Annotated in this window: 22 protein-coding genes; 15 read left to right on the forward strand and 7 right to left on the reverse strand. The window is 63.5% G+C overall.

Annotated elements, in window-relative coordinates; genetic code table 11:
* The first annotated feature begins 85 nt into the window (after positions 1 to 85).
* The 8 genes from glyA to A3CW_RS0112495 all read left to right on the forward strand — a co-directional run bounded on the left by glyA (position 86) and on the right by A3CW_RS0112495 (position 9809).
* Positions 86 to 1381 (forward strand): serine hydroxymethyltransferase, encoded by a 1296-nt coding sequence (gene glyA, locus A3CW_RS0112460; RefSeq protein ID WP_028203875.1) that lies wholly within the window; start codon positions 86 to 88, stop codon positions 1379 to 1381.
* Between the two features lie 73 nt (positions 1382 to 1454).
* On the forward strand, positions 1455 to 2342 hold the full coding sequence (locus A3CW_RS0112465) for a dihydrodipicolinate synthase family protein (RefSeq protein WP_028203876.1): 888 nt from the start codon (positions 1455 to 1457) through the stop codon (positions 2340 to 2342).
* A 9-nt stretch (positions 2343 to 2351) separates the two neighbouring features.
* Positions 2352 to 3683, forward strand: a complete 1332-nt coding sequence (locus tag A3CW_RS0112470) for an NAD(P)/FAD-dependent oxidoreductase (RefSeq protein ID WP_028203877.1) — start codon at positions 2352 to 2354, stop codon at positions 3681 to 3683.
* Positions 3684 to 3700: 17 nt separating this feature from the next.
* Positions 3701 to 5194: an aldehyde dehydrogenase gene (locus A3CW_RS0112475; protein ID WP_028203878.1), complete on the forward strand. Its 1494-nt coding sequence runs from the start codon at positions 3701 to 3703 to the stop codon at positions 5192 to 5194.
* A gap of 92 nt (positions 5195 to 5286) precedes the next feature.
* Positions 5287 to 6057 (forward strand): pyrroline-5-carboxylate reductase, encoded by a 771-nt coding sequence (locus tag A3CW_RS0112480; protein ID WP_028203879.1) that lies wholly within the window; start codon positions 5287 to 5289, stop codon positions 6055 to 6057.
* 172 nt (positions 6058 to 6229) lie between these two features.
* The gene (locus A3CW_RS0112485) at positions 6230 to 7231 is read left to right on the forward strand and encodes a LysR substrate-binding domain-containing protein (RefSeq protein ID WP_028203880.1); all 1002 of its coding nucleotides are present in this window, start codon (positions 6230 to 6232) and stop codon (positions 7229 to 7231) included.
* Between the two features lie 75 nt (positions 7232 to 7306).
* On the forward strand, positions 7307 to 8422 hold the full coding sequence (locus A3CW_RS46080) for a GlxA family transcriptional regulator (protein WP_035512860.1): 1116 nt from the start codon (positions 7307 to 7309) through the stop codon (positions 8420 to 8422).
* 235 nt (positions 8423 to 8657) lie between these two features.
* Positions 8658 to 9809, forward strand: a complete 1152-nt coding sequence (locus tag A3CW_RS0112495; protein ID WP_028203881.1) for a porin — start codon at positions 8658 to 8660, stop codon at positions 9807 to 9809.
* 94 nt (positions 9810 to 9903) lie between these two features.
* On the opposite strand, the gene A3CW_RS0112500 is transcribed toward A3CW_RS0112495, so the two are convergent.
* The 5 genes from A3CW_RS0112500 to frmR all read right to left on the reverse strand — a co-directional run bounded on the left by A3CW_RS0112500 (position 9904) and on the right by frmR (position 14219).
* Positions 9904 to 11136: a M24 family metallopeptidase gene (locus A3CW_RS0112500; protein ID WP_028203882.1), complete on the reverse strand. Its 1233-nt coding sequence runs from the start codon at positions 11134 to 11136 to the stop codon at positions 9904 to 9906.
* A gap of 196 nt (positions 11137 to 11332) precedes the next feature.
* On the reverse strand, positions 11333 to 12163 hold the full coding sequence (fghA, locus tag A3CW_RS0112505; RefSeq protein WP_028203883.1) for an S-formylglutathione hydrolase: 831 nt from the start codon (positions 12161 to 12163) through the stop codon (positions 11333 to 11335).
* Between the two features lie 7 nt (positions 12164 to 12170).
* Complete coding sequence (gfa, locus tag A3CW_RS0112510; RefSeq protein WP_028203884.1) at positions 12171 to 12746, reverse strand: S-(hydroxymethyl)glutathione synthase; 576 nt, start codon at positions 12744 to 12746, stop codon at positions 12171 to 12173.
* Positions 12747 to 12779: 33 nt separating this feature from the next.
* On the reverse strand, positions 12780 to 13889 hold the full coding sequence (locus A3CW_RS0112515) for an S-(hydroxymethyl)glutathione dehydrogenase/class III alcohol dehydrogenase (protein WP_028203885.1): 1110 nt from the start codon (positions 13887 to 13889) through the stop codon (positions 12780 to 12782).
* 57 nt (positions 13890 to 13946) lie between these two features.
* Positions 13947 to 14219, reverse strand: a complete 273-nt coding sequence (frmR, locus tag A3CW_RS0112520; protein WP_028203886.1) for a formaldehyde-responsive transcriptional repressor FrmR — start codon at positions 14217 to 14219, stop codon at positions 13947 to 13949.
* A 167-nt stretch (positions 14220 to 14386) separates the two neighbouring features.
* On the opposite strand from frmR, the gene A3CW_RS0112525 reads away from it, so the two are divergent.
* From A3CW_RS0112525 to A3CW_RS0112540, 4 genes are read left to right on the forward strand one after another with little or no spacing between them, the layout of a single operon-like run.
* On the forward strand, positions 14387 to 17794 hold the full coding sequence (locus A3CW_RS0112525; protein WP_035512862.1) for an adenylate/guanylate cyclase domain-containing protein: 3408 nt from the start codon (positions 14387 to 14389) through the stop codon (positions 17792 to 17794).
* 48 nt (positions 17795 to 17842) lie between these two features.
* Positions 17843 to 18904: a patatin-like phospholipase family protein gene (locus A3CW_RS0112530; RefSeq protein WP_028203888.1), complete on the forward strand. Its 1062-nt coding sequence runs from the start codon at positions 17843 to 17845 to the stop codon at positions 18902 to 18904.
* 28 nt (positions 18905 to 18932) lie between these two features.
* A complete protein-coding gene (locus tag A3CW_RS0112535; protein WP_028203889.1) occupies positions 18933 to 19556 on the forward strand; it encodes an HD domain-containing protein in 624 nt (207 codons plus the stop codon).
* Positions 19553 to 19786, forward strand: coding sequence for a hypothetical protein (locus A3CW_RS0112540; protein WP_245623623.1), 234 nt, complete (start codon positions 19553 to 19555; stop codon positions 19784 to 19786). Before A3CW_RS0112535 ends, A3CW_RS0112540 begins: the two co-directional genes overlap by 4 nt.
* Here A3CW_RS0112540 and A3CW_RS46085 read toward each other — a convergent pair whose 3' ends face one another.
* Together A3CW_RS46085 and A3CW_RS0112550 are read right to left on the reverse strand one after the other, a co-directional pair.
* Entirely contained in the window at positions 19787 to 21649 is a 1863-nt protein-coding gene (locus tag A3CW_RS46085) for a PAS domain S-box protein (protein WP_051481421.1), read from the reverse strand.
* The gene (locus A3CW_RS0112550) at positions 21649 to 22770 is read right to left on the reverse strand and encodes an ABC transporter substrate-binding protein (protein ID WP_028203891.1); all 1122 of its coding nucleotides are present in this window, start codon (positions 22768 to 22770) and stop codon (positions 21649 to 21651) included. Before A3CW_RS0112550 ends, A3CW_RS46085 begins: the two co-directional genes overlap by 1 nt.
* A 288-nt stretch (positions 22771 to 23058) precedes the next feature.
* On the opposite strand from A3CW_RS0112550, the gene A3CW_RS0112555 reads away from it, so the two are divergent.
* The 3 genes from A3CW_RS0112555 to A3CW_RS0112565 all read left to right on the forward strand — a co-directional run bounded on the left by A3CW_RS0112555 (position 23059) and on the right by A3CW_RS0112565 (position 25622).
* A complete protein-coding gene (locus A3CW_RS0112555) occupies positions 23059 to 23367 on the forward strand; it encodes a hypothetical protein (RefSeq protein WP_028203892.1) in 309 nt (102 codons plus the stop codon).
* Positions 23368 to 23503: 136 nt separating this feature from the next.
* Positions 23504 to 25015 (forward strand): ATP-binding protein, encoded by a 1512-nt coding sequence (locus A3CW_RS0112560; RefSeq protein WP_028203893.1) that lies wholly within the window; start codon positions 23504 to 23506, stop codon positions 25013 to 25015.
* Positions 24990 to 25622 carry a response regulator gene (locus tag A3CW_RS0112565; protein ID WP_028203894.1) on the forward strand — a complete coding sequence of 211 codons (633 nt, stop codon included), beginning with the start codon at positions 24990 to 24992 and terminating at the stop codon, positions 25620 to 25622. The genes A3CW_RS0112560 and A3CW_RS0112565 overlap by 26 nt, the downstream gene beginning before the upstream one ends.
* Positions 25623 to 25679: the final 57 nt, after the last annotated feature.

Genomic DNA, 25679 nt, shown 5'->3' on the forward strand with positions numbered 1-25679 from the left:
ACGGGGGGCAGGAAAGGCCCGCTGCCCCGACGATTTTCATGTTCCAGCAGGGCCTGCTTGACACGATTACTTCCTGGAGTGACCTGTGAGCGAAAACTCGTGCTTCTTTTCTGAAACGCTCCAGAGCCGTGACCCGGTCATTGCATCGGAGATCGCGCTCGAATTGCGCCGGCAACAAACGCAGATCGAATTGATCGCTTCCGAAAACATTGTTTCGGCGGCGGTGATGGAAGCGCAAGGGACGGTGCTGACCAACAAGTATGCCGAGGGTTATCCGTCGAAGCGCTATTACGGCGGCTGCGAGCACGTCGACCGCATCGAGGCGCTCGCGATCGACCGCGTGAAGGCGCTGTTCGACGCCGGGTACGCCAATGTGCAGCCGCATTCCGGCGCGCAGGCAAACGGCGCCGTCATGCTCGCGCTGGTCAAGCCGGGCGACACGGTGATGGGCATGTCGCTGGACGCCGGCGGCCACCTCACGCATGGCGCGCGGCCGGCGCTTTCCGGCAAGTGGTTCAATGCCGTGCAGTACGGTGTGAGCCCGCAAACGTATCGTATCGACTACGACGCGGTGCGGCGGCTCGCGCAGGAGCACCGGCCGAAGCTCATCATCGCGGGTTATTCGGCGTATCCGCGCGCGCTCGACTTTGCGGCTTTCCGCGAAATCGCGGATAGCGTTGGCGCGCTGCTGATGGTCGACATGGCGCATATCGCCGGCATCGTCGCGGCCGGCCGTCATGAAAACCCGATCAAGTACGCGGACGTGGTGACGTCTACCACGCACAAGACGCTGCGCGGCCCGCGTGGCGGCTTCATCCTGACCAACAACGGCGACCTCGCCAAGAAGATCAATTCCGCCGTGTTCCCCGGCTTGCAGGGCGGTCCGCTCATGCATGTCATCGCGGGCAAGGCGGTGGCGTTCGGCGAAGCGCTGCGTCCGGAGTTCGCGGGATATATCGACCGCGTGCTGCGTAATGCCGAGGCGCTCGGCAACGTGCTGCAATCCGGCGGGCTCTCGCTCGTCACGGGTGGCACCGACAACCATCTGCTGCTCGTCGATCTTCGTTCCAAAGGCATTACGGGCACGCAGGCCGAGAAAGCCCTCGAGCGCGCGGGCATTACCTGCAACAAGAACGGCATTCCGTTCGACACGGAAAACCCGACCGTGACTTCCGGCATCCGGCTTGGCACGCCGGCCGGTACGACGCGCGGATTCGGCACCGCTCAATTCGAGCAGATCGGCGAAATGATTCTCGAAGTGCTGGCGGGCCTCGAGCGCGAGCCAGGCGGCGACGACCATGTCGAGCGTGCCGTGCGTAGCCGCGTGCGGGATCTGTGCAACCAGTTTCCGATTTATTCGCACGCCGACGCCCTGGCATGAGCCAGGCACTCGGCGCGCGAATGCAGTGAAGACCCGTTTATCTGTTTGAAGATTACTGAAGAGAGGAATCGAAATGAGCTTCGAGGGCGTACATACTCCGCTGGTCACACCGTTCAAGGAAGACGGTGAAATCGACCATGCCTTGCTCGGCAAGCACGCAGCGAATCTCGCAGGCCGCGTATCGGGACTCGGGATCGGCGGCACCACCGGCGAATACTACGCGTTGAGCTTCGAGGAACGCGTCAAGACTTTCAACACCGTTGCCGAGGCGGCGGGTGGAAAAACGTATCTGACCGCGGGCATCAACGCGACCACGACGAAGGAGGTGATTCGCCTGGGCCTCGAGGCCAAGCGTGCAGGTTTGTCGTCGCTGCTGGTTGCCGCGCCGTACTACGCGCAGCCGACGCAGGAAGAACTGCTCAGCCACATGCTGAAGGTGGACGACGCGCTCGACATGCCGATCATGCTGTACAACTTTCCGGCCCGCACGGGAACGGAAATCAGCGATGGCGTGCTGGCAACGCTGCTCGAGCGTCCGAACTTCATCGCCATGAAGGAGAGCACGGGCGATATTTCGCATCTGCATCATCTCGTCACACACTTCAAGGACCGCCTGGTGCTCAGCTGCGGCATGGACGACCAGGCGCTCGAATTCTTCGCGTGGGGCGCGAGGAGCTGGGTAGGCGGCGCCTCCAACTTCCTGCCGGAAGCGCACACGGCGCTGTTCGACGCGTGCGTCAAACAGAACGATTTCGTTCTGGGCCGCAAGCTGATGACGCAACTGTTGCCGGTGCTCGAACTGCTCGAGCGCAGCGGTAAATTCATCCAGTACGTGCGCTACGGTTGCGAACTGGTTGGGCTGCCGGTTGGCGTGGCGCGTGCACCGCTCGGCTCGCTCACGCAGGAGGAGCGCAGCGCGTTTGCGCAGCTTGTGAAACCTCTCATTCGCAACGCCCAGTAATCACTGAAAATGGTCTCGAACCTGGAATTCGCGCGGTTTCCTGCTCCAGATGGCGTCAACGGGTGGTGGGAGAGTCTCCCGCCGGCGGGGCCTGCCAGAAGCGTGTCGTCGGAGCATCGATACGACTGGGTCGTTGTGGGCGGAGGCATCACCGGGCTTTGCGCGGCTCGCCGGCTTGCCGAACTGGCGCCCGATGCGTCGATCGCGCTCGTCGAGGCCGATCGCATCGGGCGCACGACGGCCGGACGCAATTCCGGATTCTTCGTCGACTTGCCGCACGACATCAGCAGTGAAAGCTATTCGCGCAGCGTGGCGGAGGACAAGGCCGACGTGCGGTTCCAGCGGCACGGGATCGACTATGTGCGTTCGATCGTACGGCAACACGACATCGACTGCGATTGGCGCGACGAGGGGAAATTCCACGCCTCGGTCAACAAGAAGGGGCTCGACGCGCTCTCGCACTTTGCGCAGGGCCTGACGCGCATCGACGAAGCTTTCGAATGGCTCGATCAGGCGGCCATCCGCAAGGTAACGGGCACGGACTTTTATCAGGGGGCGCTATTTACGCCGGGCTGCAGCACGGTACAGCCCGCTGCGCTGATGCGCGGCCTCGCGGCCACGCAGCCGGAAAACGTCACGGTCTTCGAGCTGAGCGCAGTCACCGAAATCGAGCATCGCAGCAATGAAAAAGTGCTGCATTTCGCTAGAGGAAAGATCGTCGCCAAACAGGTGATTCTGTGCACGAACGCTTATGCGGCGACGTTCGGCATCCACCCGAATGGCTTGCTGCCCGTCTACACATTTGCATCGATGACGCGCGTCATGAACGCCGGCGAGGTTGAAAGGCTGGGCGGAACGCGGTCGTGGTCGCTGATCCCGGCGGACCCCATGGGCACGACCGTGCGCCGTCTAGACACGGACCGCATTTGCGTGCGCAACCATTTCGCGTTCAGGCCGGGACTGCAGGTGTCCGACGCTGATCTCGCGAAGGCGAAAGCGCTGCATCAGCGCTCGTTCGACCGTCGATTCCCCATGCTCGATGGCGTCGAGCTGGAGTACACGTGGGGTGGTCCACTGTGTCTCTCCGCGAATAACGGCGCGCTGTTCGGCCGCCGCGCCGATGGAATTCTGGAAGCGGTGGGCTGCAACGGGCTCGGGCTGAGCAGAGGATCGTCGTCGGGCAAGCTGATCGCCGAATACGCGCTTGGCCAGACCAACGAGCTTGTCCGCCAGCTTCTGAATCAGCCCCATCCGCGCTCGCTGCCGGTCCGGCCCATTGTGGACATGGCGGTGTCGGCCACGATCTGGGCAAAGGAAATGTCGGCGGGCGCCGAGCTTTAATTAACCAAGGACACGAGATGACGACGCATCAGCAGTGGAAGCAGAAAGCCGCGGACCTGGCGCTCGACGGCCGGGCATTGATCGCCGGAGAGCGGTCTGGAGCGGCGTCGGGAGAAACGTTCGCCACGCTCAACCCCGCGTCGGGCAAGGTGCTGGCGCAAGTGGCGAAATGCGATGAAAAGGATGTGGATCACGCGGTCGCCGCTGCCCGCAATGCATTCGAATCGGGCGTGTGGTCGAAGGCCGCGCCAGCCCATCGCAAGGCGGTCCTGCTTCGCCTCGCGCAACTGATCGACGAACATGCGGACGAACTGGCGCTGCTCGAAGCGCTGGAGGCGGGCAAGCCGATCAGCGAATGCCTCGCGCTCGATATTCCCGAGTCGGCAGCCTGCATTCGTTGGCATGCCGAAGTGACTGACAAGCGCTACGACGCGCTCTCGCCTTCGGGCGCGGATGTCGTCAGCATGATTACGCGTGAACCGATTGGCGTGGTCGGCGCGGTCCTGCCCTGGAATTTCCCCGCGTTGATGCTGGCCTGGAAGATCGGTCCGGCTTTGTCGGTTGGCAATAGCGTGGTCGTGAAGCCTGCGGAGCAAACGTCGCTCTCGACCTTGCGCATCGCGGATCTCGCGCTCGAAGCCGGCGTGCCCGCGGGCGTGTTCAGCGTCGTCACGGGTTTCGGCGATAGCGCGGGACAGGCGCTGGGCCGCCATCCCGATGTCGATCTCGTCGCGTTCACCGGCTCGACCGCGACCGGCAAGCGCTTTTTGCACTATTCCGCGGATACCAACCTCAAGCGTGTGGTGCTCGAATGCGGCGGCAAGAATCCGCAGGTGATTCTTCCCGATGTCGCGAATCTCGATGCGGTCGCCGAACAGGCCGTCGCCGCTGCGTTCTGGAACATGGGAGAAAACTGCAGCGCCGGCTCGCGCATTCTCGTTCCTTCGAGCAAGCGGGCGGAACTGGTCGAGAAAGTTCAGGCCGTTCTCGCGGGCTGGAGGGCGGGCGACCCGCTCGACCCGGACGCGAAGCTCGGCGCGCTGATCGAGCAAAAGCATTACGAAAAGGTGCTGGCGCACATCGAGAAAGCGAAGGAGCAGGGCGCGCGCGTGATTTGCGGCGGACGTGCCGCGCTGACCGAGACCGGCGGATGGTTCGTCGAACCTACCATCTTCGATCAGGTCACGCCGGATATGGCCATCGCGCGGGAAGAAGTGTTCGGACCGGTCGTGTGCTTTATCGAATACGACGACGTGGAAGACGCCATCCGCATCGCGAACGACACCTGCTACGGACTGGCGGCTTCGTTGTGGACCGATAACGTGAACAGTGCGCATAAGGTTGCGGCGCGTATCCGTGCGGGCACGGTCACGGTAAACTGCTTCGGCGAGGGCGATCTTTCGACGCCATTCGGCGGCTTCAAGCAATCGGGCTTTGGCGGCCGCGACAAGTCGGTCTACGCACACGACCAGTATTGCGAGCTAAAGACGACCTGGTTGAAGCTCGCTTGACCTGGTGGCGGTAAAGCGCGCGAGCGGGCCGTCAGGCCCGGCTCGCATTCCGTGGCGGGCTTGCGCCACACCTGAACAGGACTTGCATGCAGATGCGCATCGGATTCGTTGGAACGGGGGCAATCACAAAGGCCGTGGTGACCGGGCTGCTGCGCTCGGGCATGTCATTCGAGCGGATCACGCTTTCGCCGCGCGGCGAAAAAACGGCCGCCGAACTGGCGGCACTCGACGACCGGATCCGCATTGGCGCGAACAATCAGGACGTGCTCGACGCGTCGGACATCGTGTGTCTCGCCGTCGTGCCGCAAATCGCGGCCGATGTGCTCGGCGAGTTGAAGTTCGATTCGCGCCACCACGTGATCAGCTTTGTCGCCGCAATTTCAGTCGACAGGATGGCGAGTCTCGTGCGCCCGGCCGCCAAGGTCGTGCGGACCATACCCTTGCCCGCCGTTGCGCAAGGCAAAGGCAGCACCGCGATCTGCCCGCCGGATGCGATCGCGAAAGCGCTGTTCTCTGCAATGGGTGAGGCCGTCGAAGTCGAAGACGAGCAGAAGTTCAACGCGATATCTGCGGTGACGGCGACCATGGCGAGCTTCTATGCGGTGCTGGAAAGCCAGGCGGCATGGCTCGTTCGGCAAGGGCTTCGATACGACGACGCAAGGGCGTTCCTGTCCGGCTACTGCGTGGGCCTGGCGCACGACACGACGCTCACGACGCAATCCTTTTCGTCGCTGGCTGAGCACTGCATGACGCCCGGCGGCCTCAACGCGCAATTGCACGCCGAGCTAACGGAGCGCGGCACCTACACTCACTATGGAGAGGCGCTCGACAGGGTGTTGAAGCGGGTCGTCGGCGGGACGTAAGCCAGACGACACATCGGAGGGGCGGCGCTTTGCCATTTATAAGACCCTTATTATGGAACACCTTACTTGCCACCGGGCAAACGGACTCGCAAACTATTCTCATCCGAATCCCTTTATGGTTCGTGGCGCGCCTGATCGCGTCATGCGGGCACCCGTTTAAAGAGCGCAAGCCATGTTAAAGAAGCAGCTATTCGCAGACAGACTCCTCGCCCAGATGCCGTCGCTTCGTGCACTCCGTTGCTTCGTGACGGCGGCGAGATACGAAAGCTTCACCCAGGCGGCGGAGGTGCTCTGCGTGACGCAGGCCGCAATCAGCAGACAAATCAAGGAGCTCGAAGATTCGCTCGATGTCGCGCTGTTCGAGCGCACCGGCCGGCATATCGCGCTGACCGATGCTGGACGCATTCTGTACAACGCGTCGTACCTCTCCATCATGAATATCGCCGAAGCGGCGGAGGCGGTGCGCCGCACGGACCGGCACGCATTGACGATTTGCGTCTCGCATACGTTTTCGGCCCTCTGGTTGTCGCAGCGCCTGCCGACGTTTCGCGCGCGCTTTCCGGATATCCGGCTGCATGTGATGGTCACCGAGCACTTCATGGAGCTGGACGAGCTCATGGAGCCCGACATCATCATCACGAAGAATCCGCCTCGCGAGCCGGAATACGAGGTCGAGCCGCTGTTTCATGATGTCGTTTATCCGGTTTGCAGCCCGACGTTTTACGACCGGTATTTTCGCGGCAAGAAACTCAAGCCGCTCGACCTGCTTTCCGAACCCACGTTGAATCTCTCGTTGCTCGGGCGCGCCCAGGTGTGCGAACACGTGGATTGGCGAGTGTGGCGCAACTGGTTCCAGCAGGGCGACGGCACGGACATGCTGGCTGAAAACCGCAACCTCGAGAGCAACGACTACCGGCTCCTCGTCGCGCAGGCGGAAGCCGGCGAAGGGACGCTGCTGGGCTGGCATCATCTGCTCCATCTTCAGGTCGAGCAGGGACGCCTGATACGGCCTGTTCCGGATGCGCTTGTCTTTAGAGACCGCTACCACTATCTGATTACGCACCGGAACGCGCGGCCGCGCACCGAGTATCTGCAGTTTCGGAACTGGCTCAGCGAAGAAGCCGGTGCGATGATGCGCGACTGGCTCGACGCCGGGGTTGCGGTCACCGGCTAATTAACACAGGCTAATCAACGGGCAACGGATCCGACCGTATCGATTGTCTGGAATGCATTGACAGAGGCGGTCCTCATGGTTCACCACGCGATTGACAGCGAAGCCACGGCGGCGAGGCGGCTGCGTTTCGGGATCGTGCTATTGCCCAACTTCACGTTGACCGCGTTCTCCGGCTTCGTCGATTTGCTCAGGCTCGCCAGCGACGAAGGCGACATGAGCCGGCCGGTGCGGTGCGCATGGACCATCGTCGGAGAAAACCTCGTTCCGGTTCGCGCCAGTTGCGGAATCCAGATCACACCGTGGACGACCTTCGATGCGGCCGAGGCGTTCGACTATGTCGTGATCGTAGGCGGACTGCTGCATTCGGGACCGCCCGCCAGCGACGCAACGCTCTCCTTCATTCGCGCGATGGCCGAAACGCCGGCCACGCTCGTGGGACTCTGCACGGGGGCGTTCGCACTCGCCCGGGCCGGCGTGATGAACGGCTATCGAATTTGCGTGAGCTGGTTCCACTACTGGGATTTCGTCGAGCGTTTTCCGCAAGCCGATGAGCGCGACCTCGTTGCCGACCGGCTCTTCGTGATCGACAGAAGGCGCATTACGTGTTCCGGCGGCCGTGCGTCGATCGACGTGGCCGCGGCGATTCTGCTGCGCCACGTCGAGGCCACGATCGTGCGCAAGGCGCTGCGTATTCTGCTCGTGGACGACGCGCAGAAAGGCAACGCGCCGCAACCGCATCCTCCGGGCCTCGCGCCTGCCACGCATCCCAAGGTCAGGCGCGCGATTCTGCTGATGGAGCAACACGTTGGCCAGCCGCTGAGTCTGCCGGACCTGGCGCACAGGCTCGATGTTTCGGTGCGCCAGCTCGAACGCCTTTTCACGACGGAAACCGGCAAATCGCCGGGCGCGTACGCGAGGCAGATCCGCATACGCATGGCGTCATGGCTGTTGACGAGTTCGGACCGCACGGTTGCAGATATCGCTTCGTCATGCGGCTTCTCCGACGCCTCGCATCTTGGTCGCGAGTTCCGCAAGGAGTTTGGCGAGTCGCCCAACGAATATCGCACGACGCGGCTGCCAAATGCTCATGAGGCGCTACTGGGCGCGCCGGAGCCGGATACGCCGTTGCCTGATGAATATGTCGAGACACCGGCTCGGCAACTGCGAGACGAATCGCATAGATTGCGGTAGACGTGCTGGGAGGTCACATAACTTAAAGTCATTCGAAAAGGAAAATAAATCACGTTGACAGCCTGCGGCGTTGCTTCAATACTCCGCGCACCGCTTCCTCGTCGTGCCATAGATTGATTACAAGAAAAGGAGACTATCCGCACGAAAATACTTAGGTTAACTACGCATTTAATCAATCAGAAAATTTACATACGAACATTCGTTATCGAATGGCAACCAGGTTTGGAGGACTTCGATGAAAGGACGCAGTGTAATCGCGGCATCGATATTGGCGGCATTTGCCGTTCCCGCGATGGCTCAAAGTTCGGTGACGCTTTATGGCGTAATCGACGAAGGCTTCGACTTCACTAACAACGTAGGCGGCAGCAAGTTGTACGAGCTGCAGAGCGGTTACGTGCAAGGCAGCCGTTGGGGCATGAAGGGCGCGGAGGATCTCGGCGGTGGGTTGAAGGCCGTGTTCCAGCTTGAAAACGGCTTCAACGTCAACAACGGAAAACTCGGGCAGGGCGGCTTGATGTTTGGCCGGCAGGCCTTTGTTGGCGTGGCGAGCGACACGTATGGTACGGTCACGCTGGGACGTCAGTACGACTCGCTGGTCGATTTTCTCGCACAGACTACGGCGAACGGAAGCTGGGCCGGCTATCTCTTTTCGCATCCGTACGACAACGACAACACGGACAACACGTTCCGCGTCAACAACACGGCGAAATATACGAGTCCGTCGCTCGCAGGCTTCCAGTTCGGCGGCACGTATAGCTTCAGCAACGACACGAATTTCGCCAACAACCGCCAGTACAGCGTCGGCGCCCAGTATACGAATGGGTCGCTTTTGATCGCGGCGTCGTATCTGCAGGCCAACAACCCATCTTCAACGGCCACTGGCGCGATCAACAACGGCGGCGACGAAAACTTCCTGGCTGAGCGCCTGCGTATCTTCGGCGCGGGGATCAACTATACGATCGGTTCGGCAACGCTGGGCTTCGCGTACACGAATACCAACGTCACGCAACCGCTCAGCTCGGGCTATGTTGGCGCGATCACGCCTCCCGCCGGATCGACCCTGTCGTCGCTGCGCTTCCAGAACTTCGAAGTGAACGGGAAATATCAGTTCACCCCGGCGTTCTTCGTGGGTGCGATGTACACCTATACGCGCGCGGACTTCAACGCGACCACCGGGAAACTGCATCCCAACTATCAGACCGTCGGTTTGATGGCGGACTACAATCTGTCGAAACGTACGGATCTGTATTTGCAGGGAGCCTATCAGCACGTTGGCGGCGACAAGACTCAAACGGTGCTCGACGTCGCCTATGTTCCGGGTGCGGCAGACGTTTCCTCGAACTCGAATCAGCTCGTGATTCGCGCTGCAATCCGTCACAAGTTCTGATCACCCGCGCAATAGCGGACGGCGTGCTGGCGGGCACGCCGTAACGAGGATGAAGTGCGGAGAGTGAAGTGCGTTGAAAGCCGCACGCCACGGGTCACAGCCAATCGGTCTCGAAGGCGCAACCGGTCAAGGAGGCGCAGCCGTTCTCGGTGAGCACGACTTGCTGCTCGAGCTTGACGCCCTGCGTACCGCCTTCTGCGCCGATATAGCTTTCGACGCACACCGTCATGCCGACTTCGAAGCGGCCGTCGTAGCCCGCGCTGTCCCAATCGACCTGATGGGCAATCGAGGGATATTCGTCGACCATGCCGATGCCGTGGGCCAGGCAGCAATAACGGTTCTTGACGAACGGCTCCGGAATCTTCCACGCCTTTTCCGAGAACTCGCGAAACGTCATGCCCGGCCGCAGAAGGTCCATATTGAAATGGACCTGGGCATACGCATACTCGTAGAGCTTGCGCTGCTCGTCCGAAGGACGGCCGTCACCAACGAGCCACGTGCGGGAGATGTCCGAACAGTAACCGTTCGGTCCCACCATATCCGTGTCGAAGGCCAGCAGGTCGCCTTGCTGTAGAACGCGCGAAGAACATTCGTGCATCCAGGGGTTCGTGCGGTCCCCGGAGGCGAGAAGACGGGTTTCAATCCACTCGCCACCGTGCCGGATATTCTCGTAATGGAGATTCGCCCACAGGTCGTTCTCGGTCATTCCGGGGCGAAGCTCGCGTTTCATGCGCTCGATGCCGATTTCGCAGGTGCGCAACGATTCGCCAATCAACACGAGTTCACCGGACGACTTGATCAATCGTGCCGTCTCCATCAGGGCTTGTCCGTCGAGCAGCGAGATTCCGTGCTTTTCCAGGTAGGCAGTGCCGAACGGATCGAGCCGGTCGACGGCCAGCACCCTTTCGCCGGGTGCGTGCTGGCGCAATACGTCGACGATCTCGGCTCCCCACGCCTGCGCGCGGCGCTCCGATTCGTGGCCCGCATTGAAGAATGTCCAGCTGAGCGCGCCGCGTAATTCCACATCGAGGTCGAGCCCGTCCCAGACATGCTCGCTGCTGTGAAATTCCCAGGCGACGACGTGACCGTCTGCGAAGACCATGACGTAGCGCGCGGGATTGCGGCCGGCCCACACCTGCATGTTGGAAGTGTCGGTCGCGTAGCGAATGTTCACCGGGTCGTACAGCAGGATGGCGGGCACTTTTTGCTTGCGTAACTGCTCCTGCACGCGCGCGAGCCGCCAGGCCCGGACGTCACGCAAAATCGCGTCTTTGCTGGTCGGCTCGGTCGTGTTGCGTGCCGCATCGAAAAGCGGGGCACTCGTCATCCTCTTTCTCCTGGCTGGCTTTTATGGTGTGTTGCCGTTGAGTATTGGAGGATGGCGAGTACAGCGTCAATGCGCTTTATTTTCCCGGTCGCATTACATTGGGTTATGCGTAGACGAGGCCTCGGCGTCTCGCCTATGAACGACTATAAAAAACGCGCCCGGCCGCTGAAACAAGCGGTCGGGCGCCGCACGCGTTTCAAGCCAGCGCTTTGGCGTGAAAGGCCATATGCTCGCCGATAAAGCTGGCAATGAAGTAATAGCTATGGTCGTAGCCTTCGCGAACGTTGAGCGCGAGCGGTTGCCCCGCCTTTTCGCAGGCTGCCTGCAGCAGTTCGGGCCGTAGCTGCGTATTGAGGAATTCGTCGCCGCCGCCTTGATCCACGAGTAGCGGCAAGCGTTCGCTCGCGTCGCCGACCAGCTCTACGGCGTCATACTGCTTCCACACCTCGCGGTCATCGCCGAGGTAGGCGGTGAGCGCCTTCTCGCCCCACGGCACCTGGCTCGGTGCGACGATCGGCGAGAACGCGGATACGCTGCGATACCGGCCCGGATTGCGCAATGCAACGACCAGTGCGCCGTGTCCGCCCATCGAATGCCCGCTGATCGAGCGCGCGTCGCTCGCTGCGAACCCGGCTTCGACGACGGCGGGCAGTTCGGAGACCACGTAGTCGTACATGCGGAAATGCTTCGCCCACGGTTCCCGCGTGGCGTTCACGTAGAAACCCGCGCCCTGGCCGAGATCGTAGTCGGGCGAATCGGCCACATCGCTGCCACGCGGACTGGTGTCCGGCGCGACGACGATGATCCCGTGTTCCGCCGCGTAGCGTTGCACACCCGCCTTGGTGATGAAATTCTGCTCGGTGCAGGTCAGGCCCGAAAGCCAGTACAGCACGGGACACTTCTGCCCGCGCAGCGCGGCCTCGGGCAGATAGATGCCAAACTTCATGTCGCCGCCAACGGTGGAAGAGGCGTGCTTCCAGACCTCCTGGCTTCCGCCGTGGCTGACGTGTCGTTCAATGCGCTCCATAAGCGTTTCAGGCCTCCCGGTAAGTGCCTTTGGCCTTGGCGGCCTGGGTGGAGAGAAGATCCATGAGCGCGGGGCTCAGGCAGTCGTATGGCTCGAGGCCCTTGTCGCGCAGCGTCTGGCGCACGTCGGCCATGGCCGAAGGCGGCGTGCCGTTCTCGATGATCGAGGAGACGAAGGCCGCGAAGCCGGGGCCGTCCCAGCCCGCGTCTTTCGACAACTCGGTGTGGATGAAGTCGAGACCGTAGAACGCGTGATCCTTCTTCTCGATGCGGCCATACAGGTGCGTACCGCAGGCCGTGCAGGCGTGACGCAGGATCGTGGCCTTATCGTCCACGACCTGCAGCTTTTCACCGTGCGCCGTGACTGTTACCTTGTCGCGCGGCACGACGCCCACGACGGAGAACAGCGCGCCGGCGGGTTTCCAGCACTGGGTGCATCCACAGGCGTGGTTGAACAGGACCTGCGAGTCGATGCGCACTTCGACCGGATCTTGCGCGCACTGGCAGCGCAGCGTGCCGCCCGCGAAGTTCCCGGCGCCTTTCTGGATGCCGCGGTCAACGGTGGGGTGAATGGCTGAGGCCATGGTCTCTCTCCTTCGTTCTGTGTCAGTTCAGTGTCAGTAGTGAACGACGCTGCGGATCGATTTGCCCTCGTGCATCAGGTCGAAGGCTTCGTTGATGCCCGTAAGCGGCATCGTGTGGGTGACGAACGGCGCGAGCTGGATCTTGCCCTCCATCGCGTCTTCGACCATACCTGGCAATTGCGAGCGGCCCTTTACGCCGCCGAAGGCCGTGCCCAGCCAGCGGCGGCCGGTCACGAGCTGGAACGGGCGCGTGGAGATTTCCTGACCCGCGCCGGCCACGCCGATGACGACCGACTGGCCCCAGCCGCGGTGCGCGCATTCGAGCGCCGCACGCATCACGTTGACGTTGCCGATACATTCGAAGCTGTGATCCACGCCCCAGCCCGTCATGTCGACGATCACCTGCTGAATGGGCTTTTCGTGATCCTTGGGGTTCACGCAGTCGGTGGCGCCAAAGGCGCGCGCCAGATCGAACTTGCCCGGATTGGTGTCGATGGCGATGATGCGGCCGGCCTTGGCGAGCTTCGCGCCCTGGATCACAGCCAGTCCGATGCCGCCCAGGCCGAACACGGCGACGGTATCGCCTTCCTGCACCTTGGCGGTGTTCTTCACCGCGCCCAGCCCCGTGGTCACGCCGCAGCCCAGCAGGCACACCTGCTCGGGATTGGCTTGCGGGTTGATCTTCGCGAGCGAGACTTCGGCCACCACGGTGTATTCGCTGAACGTGGAGCAGCCCATGTAGTGATAGAGCGGCTGGCCGTTGTAGCTGAAGCGGCTCGTGCCGTCGGGCATCACGCCCTTGCCCTGGGTCGCGCGCACGGACACGCACAGATTGGTCTTGCCGCTCTTGCAGAACAGACACTCGCCGCATTCGGCGGTGTAGAGCGGGATCACGTGATCGCCGGGCTTCACGCTGGTCACGCCTTCACCCACTTCCACGACGATCCCAGCGCCCTCGTGGCCGAGCACGACGGGGAAGAGGCCTTCGGGGTCGTCGCCGGAGAGCGTGAAGGCATCGGTATGACAAACGCCGGTATGCGTGATCTTGACCAGCACCTCGCCCTTGCGGGGCGGTTCGACGTCGATCTCGACGATCTCGAGGGGCTTGCCCGGCGCAAACGCAACTGCAGCACGCGATTTCATAGTAGTCCTGTAAAAAAAGAGGGTCGGCCAAATCGGGGCGGGAAATCCCGCGGTGAGCTAGCGTAAATAGGTTCGAACGAGGGTCACGACATCGTCGATCGATCCCGGGGACTCCGCTGATCCCGCAAGGTGGGTGAATTCTTCGCGCAGGTGGCTTTCGAGCACACCGGCCATCACGCCGTTGATCGCGCCGCGAATCGCTGCCAGCTGCTGGAGCACCGGCGCGCAGTCCGCGCCTTCCTCCAGTGCGCGCTCGAGCGCGTCCAGCTGGCCGCGAACCTTGCGCACGCGCGTGAGCACGCGCTTCTTTTCTTCGGGGGAATGAGGCATGACGGCGGTGATTGAGGATACTGTGGGGCAGTATAGGCGAATACTGGCAGGGAGTATACGTTTGCATCGATGTTGCCAACGCCATGCCAGGTGAATATCGGGGCTGTTCCCTCAGGGCATGCGGCGCATAATGAGCCCATGTTGGTCCCTGGCCGCGACGAGGTTGTATGCGCTGCACAAACTGCGGATTCGAGAATCTCAACCAGGCCAGATTCTGCGAAGCATGCGGGACCCTGCTCACGCGCACGTGTCCCCGTTGCGGGCACGAGGCCGCCGCCGCCGCCCGATTCTGCAACGAGTGCGGGGCGCAACTCGACGCGACGCCGGAGTCTGCGCGATCCACCGCGGAACCGCCACCTGCGCCAATTCATTACACCCCCCATCACCTGGCCGAGCGTATCCGTGCCGAGCACGTCGCCATGGAAGCAAGAGGCGAGACCGCAGGCGAGCGCAAGACCGTCACCGCGCTGTTCGCCGACATGGCCGGTTCCACGGCCTTGATCCACGGCCTCGACCCGGAAGAGGCGCACCACCTGATCGAACCCGTCGTCGCATTGATGATGGAAGCCGTCCACTATTACGAGGGCTACGTCGCCAAATCGCTGGGCGACGGCATCCTCGCGCTGTTTGGCGCGCCGATCGCTCACGAAGACCATCCGCAACGCGCGCTGTTCGCGGCTTTGCGGATGCAGCAGGCCATGCGCCGGCATGGCGACCGCATTCGGCTGGAAAAAGGCATTCCGCTGCAGATCCGTGTGGGCGTGCACACCGGCGAGGTCGTCGTGCGCTCGATCCGCACCGACGATCTGCACACCGATTACGACCCCGTTGGCCACACGATCCACATTGCATCGCGCATGGAGGGCATCGCCACGCCCACGTCGATCCTCGTGAGCGAATCGACTCACAAACTCGCCGAGGGCTACTTCGAGTTCAAGGCGCTGGGGGCGGCCCAGGTCAAGGGCGTTCCCGAACCGCTTCCCGTGTACGAGGTGCTGGGCCCGGGCGCGCTGCGCACGCGACTGCAACTGGCTGCGCATCGCGGCCTCGCGCGCTTCGTCGGGCGCGAGGCGGAAATGGCGCACCTGAACCGGGCGCTGGAGACGGCGCGGGCGGGTCGGGGACAGGTCGTCGGTGTGGTCGGCGAAGCCGGTGTCGGGAAGTCGCGGCTCTTTCACGAATTCAAGGAGCGTTCGCGCCGGGGGTGCCTCGTGCTGGAAACGTTTTCGGTCTCGCACGGCAAGGCGTTCGCCAATCTGCCGCTGATTGAGCTCCTGAAGAGCTATTTTCAGATCACCGCGCGCGACGATGAGCGGCGTTGCCGCGAAAAAGTCGTCGGCAAGGTGTTGACGCTCGAGCGCAGTTTCGAGGACCTCGTGCCTTATCTGCTGTATCTGCTCGGCACCGGGGAATCCGCGCCGGCGCTGGCGGACATGGACCCGAAGATTCGCCGCGACCGGACCTTCGACGCCATCACGCAGCTTCTCACGCGCGAGAGCCAAAGCCAGCCTGTCGAGTTGCTGTTCGAAGACCTGCAATGGCTGGACCGCGAGACCGAGGCGTTCCTCGTCTATCTTGTCGAACGCGTGCCGGGCGCCCGTATCCTGCTGCTCGTGAACTTCCGGCCGGAGTACCGGCCGGCGTGGGAATGCAGCCAGGTCCGGCTCGAAGCGCTCGGACCGGGCGAAGCCCAGGGACTCCTGACGGTACTGCTCGGCGACGATACCTCGCTCCTGCCCCTCAAGCAGCGCATTCTCGAAAAGACGGAGGGCAATCCGTTCTTCATGGAGGAAGTGGTGCAGACGCTCGCGGAGGAGCGCTCGCTGCTCGGCGAGCCGGGGCGCTACCGGATCGAGCGGACACCGGCCGCGCTGCACATCCCGACCACGGTGCAGGGCGTGCTCGCCGCGCGTATCGACCGGCTTCCGCTCGCGCAGAAGGACCTGCTGCAAACGCTCGCCGTGATCGGCAAGGACTTTCCGTTCAGCCTGATGCAGCGTATTTGCGGCGGACAGCTCGCGCGCACCGACGACGACCTGCGCGGGCTGCTCGCGCACCTCGAAGCCGCGGAGTTCATTTACGAGCGGCCGGCCTACCCGGAGGTCGAGTACTCGTTCAAGCACGCGCTGACGCAGGAAGTGGCGGGTCATTCGCTGCTCACGGAACGTCGCAGCGCGTTGCACGAGCGCACCGCGAAGGCGATCGAGGCGCTTTTTCCCACACGTATCGCGGACTACTGCAGCGAACTGGCGCATCACTACAGCCTGAGCGGCAATATTCCGAAGGCGGTGGAATATCTGCACCGCGCGGGGCAGCAGGCGCTCAGGCATGCTGCCGACCCTGACGCGATGCATCATCTCGGCGCCGCCCTGGGGCTGCTCGAGCGATTGCCCGATACGCCCGCGCGCGCGTCCCGCGAGCTGACGTTGCTGCTGGCACTGGGGCCGGCCTTGATGAACGTGCGCGGCTATGGCGCGCCCGAGGTCGCGGCGACCTACACGCGCGCACGGCAGTTGGGCGAGCAGCTCGGCGAGACGCCGCAGCTATTTGCGGCGCTGCTCGGGTTGAGAATCCATAACATGACGCGCGCGAATTACGCGGTTGCGCGCGAACTGGGCGAGCGCATGCTGCGCATGGCGGAGCATGCCGGGGATCTGGACTGGCTGCTGGAGGCCCACGGCGCACTCGGGGCGTGCCTCTTTCTGCAGGGCGAACTGGACGCGGCCGCTGCGCACCTGGAACAGGCGCTCTCCCTCTATGATCCCGAGCGCCATCAGGCCCATGTGTTCGCGCATGGCGTGGATCCCGGCAGCCGGGCGTTGAATTTTCTGGCCTTGATCCGCTGGCTTCAAGGCTATCCCGATCAGGCGCACGCGCGCAGCATGGAGGCGCTTGCGCTCGCGCACAAACTCGCCTACGGGCCGACGCTCGCATTCACGCTCGCTTACGTAGCCGAGCTGCATCAGTTGCGGCGCGAGGCGCCGCTGGTGCGGGAGCGCGCCGAAGCGGCCCTCGCCGTCGCGAACGAACACGGCTTGCCGTACTGGCTCGCCTGGGGAACCATTTTGTCGGGCTGGGCGCGCATCGAACCGGGCAGCCTGCAGGAAGGCATCGTCCAGCTGCGCAAAGGCTTGCACGCCGAACAGTCCGCTGGCGGCGAGGAACACCGCTCGTACTTTCTGGGCTTGCTGGCCGACTGCCAGGGCAGAGCCGGCGACGCGGAAGGCGGCCTGCGCACGCTGGCGCAAGCCATGGCGATCGCGGACGCAACCGGCGAGCGTTTCTACGAGGCCGAATTGCATCGGCTCAAGGGGACCCTGCTGCCCGCTGCGTCGAGCGAGGAGGCGCAAGCGTGCTTTCTCAAGGCGATTGCGGTGGCCCGCGCGCAGGGCGCGAGGTCGCTGGCGCTGCGCGCGGCTTCGAGTCTGGCGCGCCTCTGGCAGCGTGCAAGTCGAGCAGACGAGGCGAGGCAGGTGCTGTCCGAAATCCTCGACACGTTCACGGAGGGCTTCGACACCGCCGATCTGCGAGAAGCGAAGACATTGCTGGATGCGCTCGTATCGAGCGACGCGTGACCGATCGATGACGTGCATGGATGAGCGTACCGCCCGAGGAGGCGACCCATGGCGACGAAGCGAACAAGAAGCCAGAAAAGCGATCACGACCCCGCGGCGCCCAGGCAGATCGCGCTCGCATTGCAGGGCGGCGGGATGCACGGCGCGTTCACATGGGGCGTGCTCGACCGCCTGCTCGAAGACGAACGGCTTGCGATCGAAGGCGTGAGCGCGACCAGCGCCGGCGCCATGAACGGCGCGGTGCTCGCGTACGGGCTGTTACAGGGAGGCGTGGGCGGCGCGCGCCAGGCGCTGCACGACTTCTGGCAAGCGGTTGCCGAGTCGGCCGAGCGCTACAACCCGCTGCGCTGGGTGCCATGGCTCAAGGGCTCGCACAGCTTCGGACTCGATCATTCGCCGCTCTATGCGATCGCCGACATGATGCTGCGCGTGTTCTCGCCTTACCAGTTCAATCCGGGCAACCTGAACCCGCTGCGCCAGGTGCTCGAAAGCCAGGTCGACTTCGCCGCGCTGCGCAAGGCGTGCCCCATTCTGCTGTACCTGTGTGCGACCAACGTGGAGACGGGCAAAATCCGCCTCTTTACCGGCGAGGACGTCTGCGCGGACGCTGTGCTCGCCTCCGCATGTGTGCCGACGCTGTTCCATGCGGTCGCGATCGCCGGCCAGCACTATTGGGACGGCGGTTATATGGGCAACCCGGCCATTTATCCGCTGATCTATCACTGCAAGACGCGCGACGTGGTGATCGTCCATATCAACCCGCTCGTGCGCGCCGGTGTGCCAGTCACGGCGGCGGACATTCTGAATCGCATCAGCGAGATCAGTTTCAATTCGTCGCTCATGCGCGAAATGCGCGCGATCGCGTTCGTCACTGAGTTGATCCAGCAAGGCAAGCTCGCTCGCGACGAGATGAAGGAAATGCTGATTCATTCGATCCGCTCCGACGCCGCCATGTGCGCGCTCAGCGTGTCGAGCAAGTACAACGCGGACTGGGATTTCCTGTGTGAGCTGCGCGACAACGGTCGCAAGGAAGCGGATGCCTGGCTCGCGCAGCACTACGCGGATATCGGCCAGCGCTCGAGCATCGACATTCGCGAGGAATTTCTCTGAGCATCGCGCAGTGCGCAAAGGAGCAGGGGTGAACCGCACGCAGGGACGCTTCGTCGAGTTATGGTCGCGCAGCGGGGGCGCGCGCGCCGAGGCCGTCTATGCCGATCTCGCGCGTCGTTATGGCGAAGCGGGGCGGCACTACCATACGTTGCGCCACGTGCGCCGCTGCCTGCGCGACTTCGATCGGGCGCGCGAGGCCATTGCGCATGGCGATCTCGTGGAGCTTGCGCTGTGGTGCCACGACGTGATCTACGTTCCGGGCGCCCAGGACAATGAGGAGCGCAGCGCGCAGTGGTTGCGGCGCTGCGCAGACGATCGTATCGCGGCTTGCGAGCGCATTTGCGAAGCGATTCTCGCGACCCGGCACACCCGCGCGCCGGATGCACTGGATGCGCGCTTCGCGTGCGACATCGATCTCGCGTCACTCGGCGCACCGCGCCGCCAGTTTCAGGACAACGGCCTGCGCCTGAGAGCCGAACGCCCGGACCTCGACGACGACGCATACGCCATGCACGAGCGGCGGATTCTGGAAGGCCTGCTTGCGCGGCCGCGCATCTACCTGACCGATTACTTTCATTCGCATTGCGAGGCGGCGGCACGCGCCAATCTCGCGTGGCGGCTCGCGCAGCCGACGCCGGGCGCGGGAACATGAGGCGACTCGCGGCAAGGTCGCTCGTCATGCAGAAGTTCATCGAGCTGGCCTTGCCGAAACTGACGCCGGCGCAATGCGGCGAGATCCATGGGTCGCTCAGGCAAGTGCTGGAAGACGTCATGTCGGTCATGGACGACGTCACGCTGCCTGGCGCCTGTCACGCCGCGTTTCTCGACAAGACCAACGAGATGCTGCGTGCGCTCGAAAAGCGCCAGGCGGATGAGGCATGACTACCTGAGTTCGTTGTCGGCGGCCAGGGCCCGACTGGCGTTTTCCGGCGTCTCATTGAACACGATGCGAACCGTCGATCCCGGCCCGTCCCGGCTCCCGATATGAAACTGGGCGCCGATCATCCGTGCGCGCTCCTGCATGCCCTGTAGCCCATACGAATCGCCACGGATCGCTTTCGCCACGTCGAATCCGTTGCCGTCGTCATGGACCTCGAGTTCGAAGTGGTTATGGATGCAGCGCAGGACGACCTCCGCATGCGAGGCCTGCGCGTGCCGGCTGACGTTGGTGAGCGCCTCCTGGACGACGCGGAACACCGCCGTCGCGCGGTCGTCGCTCAATGACGGTTCACGGCCTTCGAGCCGGAACGTGCAGACGGTTGCGTTGTGCCGTGTGAAGTCCTGAACGAGCCATTCGAGCGCCGAAAGAAGGCCGAAGTTCAGCGCGGCCGGCCGCAGGTGGCTCGCGACGTTGCGCACGATGTCGATGGTGCGTTCAGCCAGCCCGCCGATGTCGCCCACCTTTTGTTGCCACTCGGCGCCCTGGCTCAGCGCGAGCTTGAGCAGGGAGACATTGATCTTGATCGCGGTGAGCAATTGGCCCAGTTCGTCGTGGATCGTCATGGCGATCTGCCGCCGCTCTTCTTCGCGGATCGATTCCTGGTGGGACGAAAGCTGGCGCAGCTGTTCGCGCGAATGCCGCAGCAACTGCTCGGTTCGCGTGCGTTCGCGCACTTCCTCCTCGAGTTGATCGCGATGTCGCGTAAGGATCTCCATCGCCTGCTTGCGCCCCGAGATATCGGTCAACTGCCCTTCGAGGCATTGGGGTCCCGCGCCGTCGTAGCGTATGCCGCGGGCGTTGAGCTGACACCATACCGCGGTGCCGTCGGCGCGAGTCAGCTCGATTTCCAGCCCCGCGATCTTGCCAGTCAGTTGCAGCATCGCGAAGAGTTGGGCGGTCTTCCCGCTGGTGAACGGCTGTAGCGGAGCATGAACCGCGCTCGCGTCGTTGCCTCGCGCCGTCATCATGCCCCGTACGTCGCGATGGCCGAGCAGTTGAGCCATCGCGGGATTGGCGTCGCAGAGCTTGCCGTTGCGGTCGAGGACGAAGAATCCTTCGAGTGAGTTCTCGATGATGCTGCGGTACTTGCGCTCGCTCTCCCTGAGCGATGCCGTCGAGTCGCGCAGCCGTTCCGCCATCACGTTGACGCGCGCGGCGAGCCGGCCCAGCTCGACACTGGATTCGATTGCGCAGCGGCTGTCCAGATCGCCGGACGCGATGCGGTCGACCATTTCCTCCAGGCGCCGGATGGGCTCGCGCACCAGGTGTTTGATGAGCAGAAAGGTCGTGACGTACAACACGGCGAGCACGAGCGCGAGTGTTCCCAGCACCGCCGCGCGCGCGGCCTCGAAACCCCGGTCGGCGGCGGCCCTCGTCAAGACCACGCGGACCTCGCCGATCTTTTCGGGCGGCGCGTCGCCGGGCGGCGTGAATTCTATCGGCCGCACCCGAACCACGCGCGCCTGCGGGGCAGGCATCGGCGCGTTGCTCGCGTCGGCGAGCACGCCGTAGTTGGTCGCGGTCACGGTGAAGCTCACCACCTCCGGATTCGGTTTGAGCACATTCAGTTGCCGCGCGATCGCCTCGCGATCGACATTCCAGAGCGGCTGTGCGAGCGACTGACTGAGGAGATCGGCAATGCGGTTCGCGCGTTCGTCGAGTTCCGCGATCCGGCGTTCGCGCGCATGCTCCAGCAGGAAGAAAGCCGACGTGCCCGCCACCAGCGTACAGAGCACCAGCAGCGAGAGCATGAGCTGTGCATGCAGGCTGCGTGGGAAGCGCGCACGCAAAAGGGTTTGCAGCATCACGCGGCCTTTGAAGCGGAATTGAGCAGGGTGTCGAGATCGAACGTGTAGGCGCCGGCACGCCGGCTTTGCACGCGTGAGAAGCCGCTGAAGTCGGGGGACGTGCGACCTTGAAAGGCAATCTCGGCGTAACGCCCGGCGTCGCTGCTGTCGAGCACCTTCAGATAGTCGAGCCGCTGACGCGGTCCGCCCACTTGCGCAAAGTCCGCGCCGTAATGGTAGTCGTGAATGAGGACCATCGCGCAGGCGCCGATGAACTGGTCGCCTGCGACGATCGCGGCCAGCTCGCCGCGAATGACCGAAGCCACGGCTTCGGGCAGCGCACCGAGGCCGCCGACGATGGTGGACAGATGCCGTTCCTGCACCGCACTCAATGCGCCAAGCGTCATCGTATCGTTGGCAGCCCAAAGGATATTGGCGTCCGGATAGCGCGAGAGCAGCACGCGCGCCTTGTCGCGGCCGTCGGAAAAGCTCCAGTCGCCATAGACGAGCTGATCGATGCGGTCCTGCGGCCGGCGCGCCAGCGCGGCCTGCACGCCCGCGGCGCGCTCCGCCGAAACCGGCGTGGCAGGGTCGCCGGTAATGCCGATCACGCGTGCGGGCCCGCTGCCGTTCAAGCGGATCAGGTAGTCCATGAGCCGAAAGCTTCCGCGCCCGGCATCGGCGGTGACGGTGCCGATCCAGTTCGCGATCCGTTCGCGCTCGTTGCCGGTCTGGGCGCGCTGGGCTTCGGTCAGATCGTTGTGGATCAACAGCACTTTGGCGGCCGAGCGCGCCAGCGTTTGCAGCATCTGGGGCGCGGCCATCTTTTCGTTGACGATCACGACATAGTCGGGCGCCGCCGCACGCGCCGCCACCGATTCGGCCTGCCGCAGCATCAGCAGATGATCGCGCTCCGCATAAAGCACTTCGAGTTGCATGCCGAAGCGTCTGGCAGTCGCACCCATGAAGCGCGACACGAGTTGCCAGTGCTGGCCCGTATCGTGTTCCACGCTTTCGCCGGGATTCAGGAATACGACGCTTGCTGGCGGGCGGCTGACCGGCAACGCCATGGTCGCCCGCATCGTTACCAGGCTCGCGCCTATACCGACGCATTGCGCGATCATCTGTCTTCTGTTCATACGAAATCAGCGTATGCCATGCGCGGCATTGTGTGGAACCGAAGGGGCAGTCGCGCGCAGCATAACGCGACGTAATCTCGCCGACAATCCGCTTTACTTCGGGCGAGGAGGGGAATTCGCGGCGGACATTCAAGGGTGCGATTGCCGATCGAAGTCCGCCATTCAGGATTTCCTGACACGAAATTCAGGATTCCCCTTTACCGTTTGCAGTCGAAGACGACTGCACGCGATCATTGGCGGGATCATCATGACGTCAGCAAAATTTCGAAGCGGCAGAGGCGACGCGCGATGATTTCCGAGTGGGGCGACCGTAAGGCGCGCGTGCAGGACGTGAACTCGATCTGCATGCGCCTGTTCGATACATGGTGCGAATCCCGCAATCTCACGCCGCTGGCTTATCTGATGCACTGCTGGCCGCTGCCGGACAGCCGCGCGGGCACGATCCGGCGCTTGCAGGAAAGCATGAAAGACTTGCGCCGCAATCATGCCGACAAACTCGATCTGTACGCGTTATCGGCGCTTGGCGAACTCGCTCGCAGTCTCGACGAACTGATCGACCGTGCGGAAATCTCTGCAAGGCATTCGTTCGCTACGTAGGGCACCTGGAGCCTGGAGGGCTAACGGGGCGCGCAATCCGTATTACCCGCATACGTGATAAAGGGTTGCCGAAGGGCCATGGCTTTGGCGACGAGGACAAAACAAAGCAACCAGGGCCGGAGCAACCGTGGGCAAGATGACTGACTCGCAGGCCGAGACAACGAACGCCTGCACGATTCTGGTCGCGGGCGGTACGCCGAACGAGACCCGTTTGATCGCCGATCACCTCGTATGGGAGGGCTTCGAGGTGATCGCCGCGAACAGCGGCCTCGAGGTACTGGAGCATTCGTGCGTCTCCCGGCCCGAACTGATTCTGCTCGATTCAGAGGCCGCCAGCGTGGGCGCCCTGGCCACCTGCCGCAGCCTGAAGTCGGACGCGCGCACGCGCGATATTCCGGTGGTGCTCATGATGCCGGCAGGCCATCATCGCGACCTGGCCGATGGTCTCAGCGCCGGCGCAGCCGACCATGTGCCCAAGCCCGTGCTCGTCGAGGAACTGATGGCCAGGGTCCGCACGCACCTCGCGTTGCGTTCGGCCCACCGCCAGCTCGCCATGCAGCAGCGCGGCCTCAAAGCGTGCGAAACGCGTTTTCGCGCGATCGTCGAATCGGGCCCGGTGGCCATGGGCATTACCTCGATGCCCGACGGCCATCTGCTCTATGCCAACGCACGGTTTCGCGAACTGCTGCGCCTCGATGAAGCGGCGTGCAAGAACGTCGATATTGTCGACTTCTACGTCGACCCGCTGGAGCGCGAAAGACTGGTGCGTTGTCTCGCGGCGCAAGGCAGCTTCGGCGACGCCGAGGTGAAACTGCGTCGGCCGGACGGGACGCAGTTCTGGGCCATGGCGACGGCACGGCTGTCGAACTACGATGGCGCACCGGCCATCTACGTGGGCCTGCACGATATTTCCGGCCGCAAGCACGTGGAAGACGAACTCGTGCGCTCGCGCGAGCAGCAGCGGGCCCTGTCGGCCTATCTCGAGGGGATTCGCGAAGACGAGCGCAAGCGCAGCGCGCTGGAGATTCAGGACGAACTGGGCCAGTTGCTGACCGCGCTGAAAATGGATGTCTCGCTGCTGCGGATGCGGCTCACCGACGATCCCGAGGCCGTCGGCCGGGCCGACGACATGCGTGAACTGGTCGAAGGCACGATCTGGATGGTCCGCAACGTCGCAAGCCACCTGCGGCCCGCTGCACTAAACTTCGGCCTCGTTTCGGCGCTCGAATGGCTGACCAGTCAATGGAGCCGGCACAACGCCATCCCGTGCGAACTGCACATGGCAAGCGGCGAGCCCGCCTTGTCGGACATGCAGGCCACGGCGCTCTTCCGGATCGTGGAGGCGGCGCTGACGAACGTCGCGCGCCACGCGGCGGCGCAGCGCGTCGAGGTCGCGCTCACTACGGGGCCCGGCTCGCTCGACTTGCGTGTGCGCGACGACGGCCGCGGCTTCGACGTGGCCGCCGCGTATGCAAGGTACGCATACGGCCTGCTTGGCATGGCAGAGCGCGCGCGACTGATTGGTGGTACGTTGAGCATCGACAGTCAGCCCTGCAAAGACCTGACCATTGGCATTACGTCTGGCACCACGATTTCGATCCACGTTCCGCTTGAAGACCCCCATGATCAGAATACTCATCGCCGATGACCATGCCATCGTGCGTGGCGGACTCAAGCAGATCCTCGCGACGACTGCCGACATGGTCGTGACGGCGGAGGCCGGGCAGGGTTCGGAGGTGATCGAAAAGCTGAGGACCTGCGAAGTCGACCTGCTGCTGCTGGACATGACGATGCCGGGCATCAGCGGCGTCGATCTCATCCGCCGCGTGCGCGCCGAGGAACCTGCGTTGCCGGTGCTCGTGCTCAGCATCCACAACGAAGCCCAGGTCGCGTCGCGAGCGCTGCGGGCCGGCGCGACAGGCTATGTGACGAAGGACAGCGATCCCGAAGTGCTGCTGGCCGCGATTCGCAAGCTCGCGGACGGCGGGCGCTTTATCGACCCGAAACTCGTCGACGCCATGGTGTTCGAGAAGCATGCGGGCGACGTGCCCCCGCACGAGGTGCTCTCGGACCGCGAATTCCAGGTGCTGCAGATGCTGGCGTCGGGCAAGAGCATCAACGATATCGCCGACGCGTGCGCGCTCAGCGCCAAGACGATCAGCACGCACAAGATGCGGCTGATGCAGAAGCTCGGGCTGGGCAATAACGCGGAGGTGATCCGCTATGCGATCCGGCATGGTCTGGTCGGCGAGTGACGCGCGGCGAGAAGGAAATCCTGACAAGCGAACCAGACAATCCCGAGGGAACTATCT

Source organism: Paraburkholderia nodosa DSM 21604 (assembly GCF_000519185.1).
GTDB lineage: Bacteria > Pseudomonadota > Gammaproteobacteria > Burkholderiales > Burkholderiaceae > Paraburkholderia > Paraburkholderia nodosa.

Excerpts from the sequence above, each read along its gene's own strand:
- A3CW_RS0112465 (WP_028203876.1), top strand. The coding sequence starts at position 1,455 with ATGAGCTTCGAGGGCGTACATACTCCGCTGGTCACACCGTTCAAGGAA.
- A3CW_RS0112470 (WP_028203877.1), top strand. The coding sequence starts at position 2,352 with ATGGTCTCGAACCTGGAATTCGCGCGGTTTCCTGCTCCAGATGGCGTC.
- A3CW_RS0112475 (WP_028203878.1), top strand. The coding sequence starts at position 3,701 with ATGACGACGCATCAGCAGTGGAAGCAGAAAGCCGCGGACCTGGCGCTC.
- A3CW_RS0112480 (WP_028203879.1), top strand. The coding sequence starts at position 5,287 with ATGCGCATCGGATTCGTTGGAACGGGGGCAATCACAAAGGCCGTGGTG.
- A3CW_RS0112485 (WP_028203880.1), top strand. The coding sequence starts at position 6,230 with ATGTTAAAGAAGCAGCTATTCGCAGACAGACTCCTCGCCCAGATGCCG.
- A3CW_RS46080 (WP_035512860.1), top strand. The coding sequence starts at position 7,307 with ATGGTTCACCACGCGATTGACAGCGAAGCCACGGCGGCGAGGCGGCTG.
- A3CW_RS0112495 (WP_028203881.1), top strand. The coding sequence starts at position 8,658 with ATGAAAGGACGCAGTGTAATCGCGGCATCGATATTGGCGGCATTTGCC.
- A3CW_RS0112500 (WP_028203882.1), bottom strand. The coding sequence starts at position 11,136 with ATGACGAGTGCCCCGCTTTTCGATGCGGCACGCAACACGACCGAGCCG.
- fghA (WP_028203883.1), bottom strand. The coding sequence starts at position 12,163 with ATGGAGCGCATTGAACGACACGTCAGCCACGGCGGAAGCCAGGAGGTC.
- gfa (WP_028203884.1), bottom strand. The coding sequence starts at position 12,746 with ATGGCCTCAGCCATTCACCCCACCGTTGACCGCGGCATCCAGAAAGGC.
- A3CW_RS0112515 (WP_028203885.1), bottom strand. The coding sequence starts at position 13,889 with ATGAAATCGCGTGCTGCAGTTGCGTTTGCGCCGGGCAAGCCCCTCGAG.
- frmR (WP_028203886.1), bottom strand. The coding sequence starts at position 14,219 with ATGCCTCATTCCCCCGAAGAAAAGAAGCGCGTGCTCACGCGCGTGCGC.
- A3CW_RS0112525 (WP_035512862.1), top strand. The coding sequence starts at position 14,387 with ATGCGCTGCACAAACTGCGGATTCGAGAATCTCAACCAGGCCAGATTC.
- A3CW_RS0112530 (WP_028203888.1), top strand. The coding sequence starts at position 17,843 with ATGGCGACGAAGCGAACAAGAAGCCAGAAAAGCGATCACGACCCCGCG.
- A3CW_RS0112540 (WP_245623623.1), top strand. The coding sequence starts at position 19,553 with ATGAGGCGACTCGCGGCAAGGTCGCTCGTCATGCAGAAGTTCATCGAG.
- A3CW_RS46085 (WP_051481421.1), bottom strand. The coding sequence starts at position 21,649 with ATGCTGCAAACCCTTTTGCGTGCGCGCTTCCCACGCAGCCTGCATGCA.
- A3CW_RS0112550 (WP_028203891.1), bottom strand. The coding sequence starts at position 22,770 with ATGAACAGAAGACAGATGATCGCGCAATGCGTCGGTATAGGCGCGAGC.
- A3CW_RS0112555 (WP_028203892.1), top strand. The coding sequence starts at position 23,059 with ATGATTTCCGAGTGGGGCGACCGTAAGGCGCGCGTGCAGGACGTGAAC.
- A3CW_RS0112560 (WP_028203893.1), top strand. The coding sequence starts at position 23,504 with ATGACTGACTCGCAGGCCGAGACAACGAACGCCTGCACGATTCTGGTC.
- A3CW_RS0112565 (WP_028203894.1), top strand. The coding sequence starts at position 24,990 with ATGATCAGAATACTCATCGCCGATGACCATGCCATCGTGCGTGGCGGA.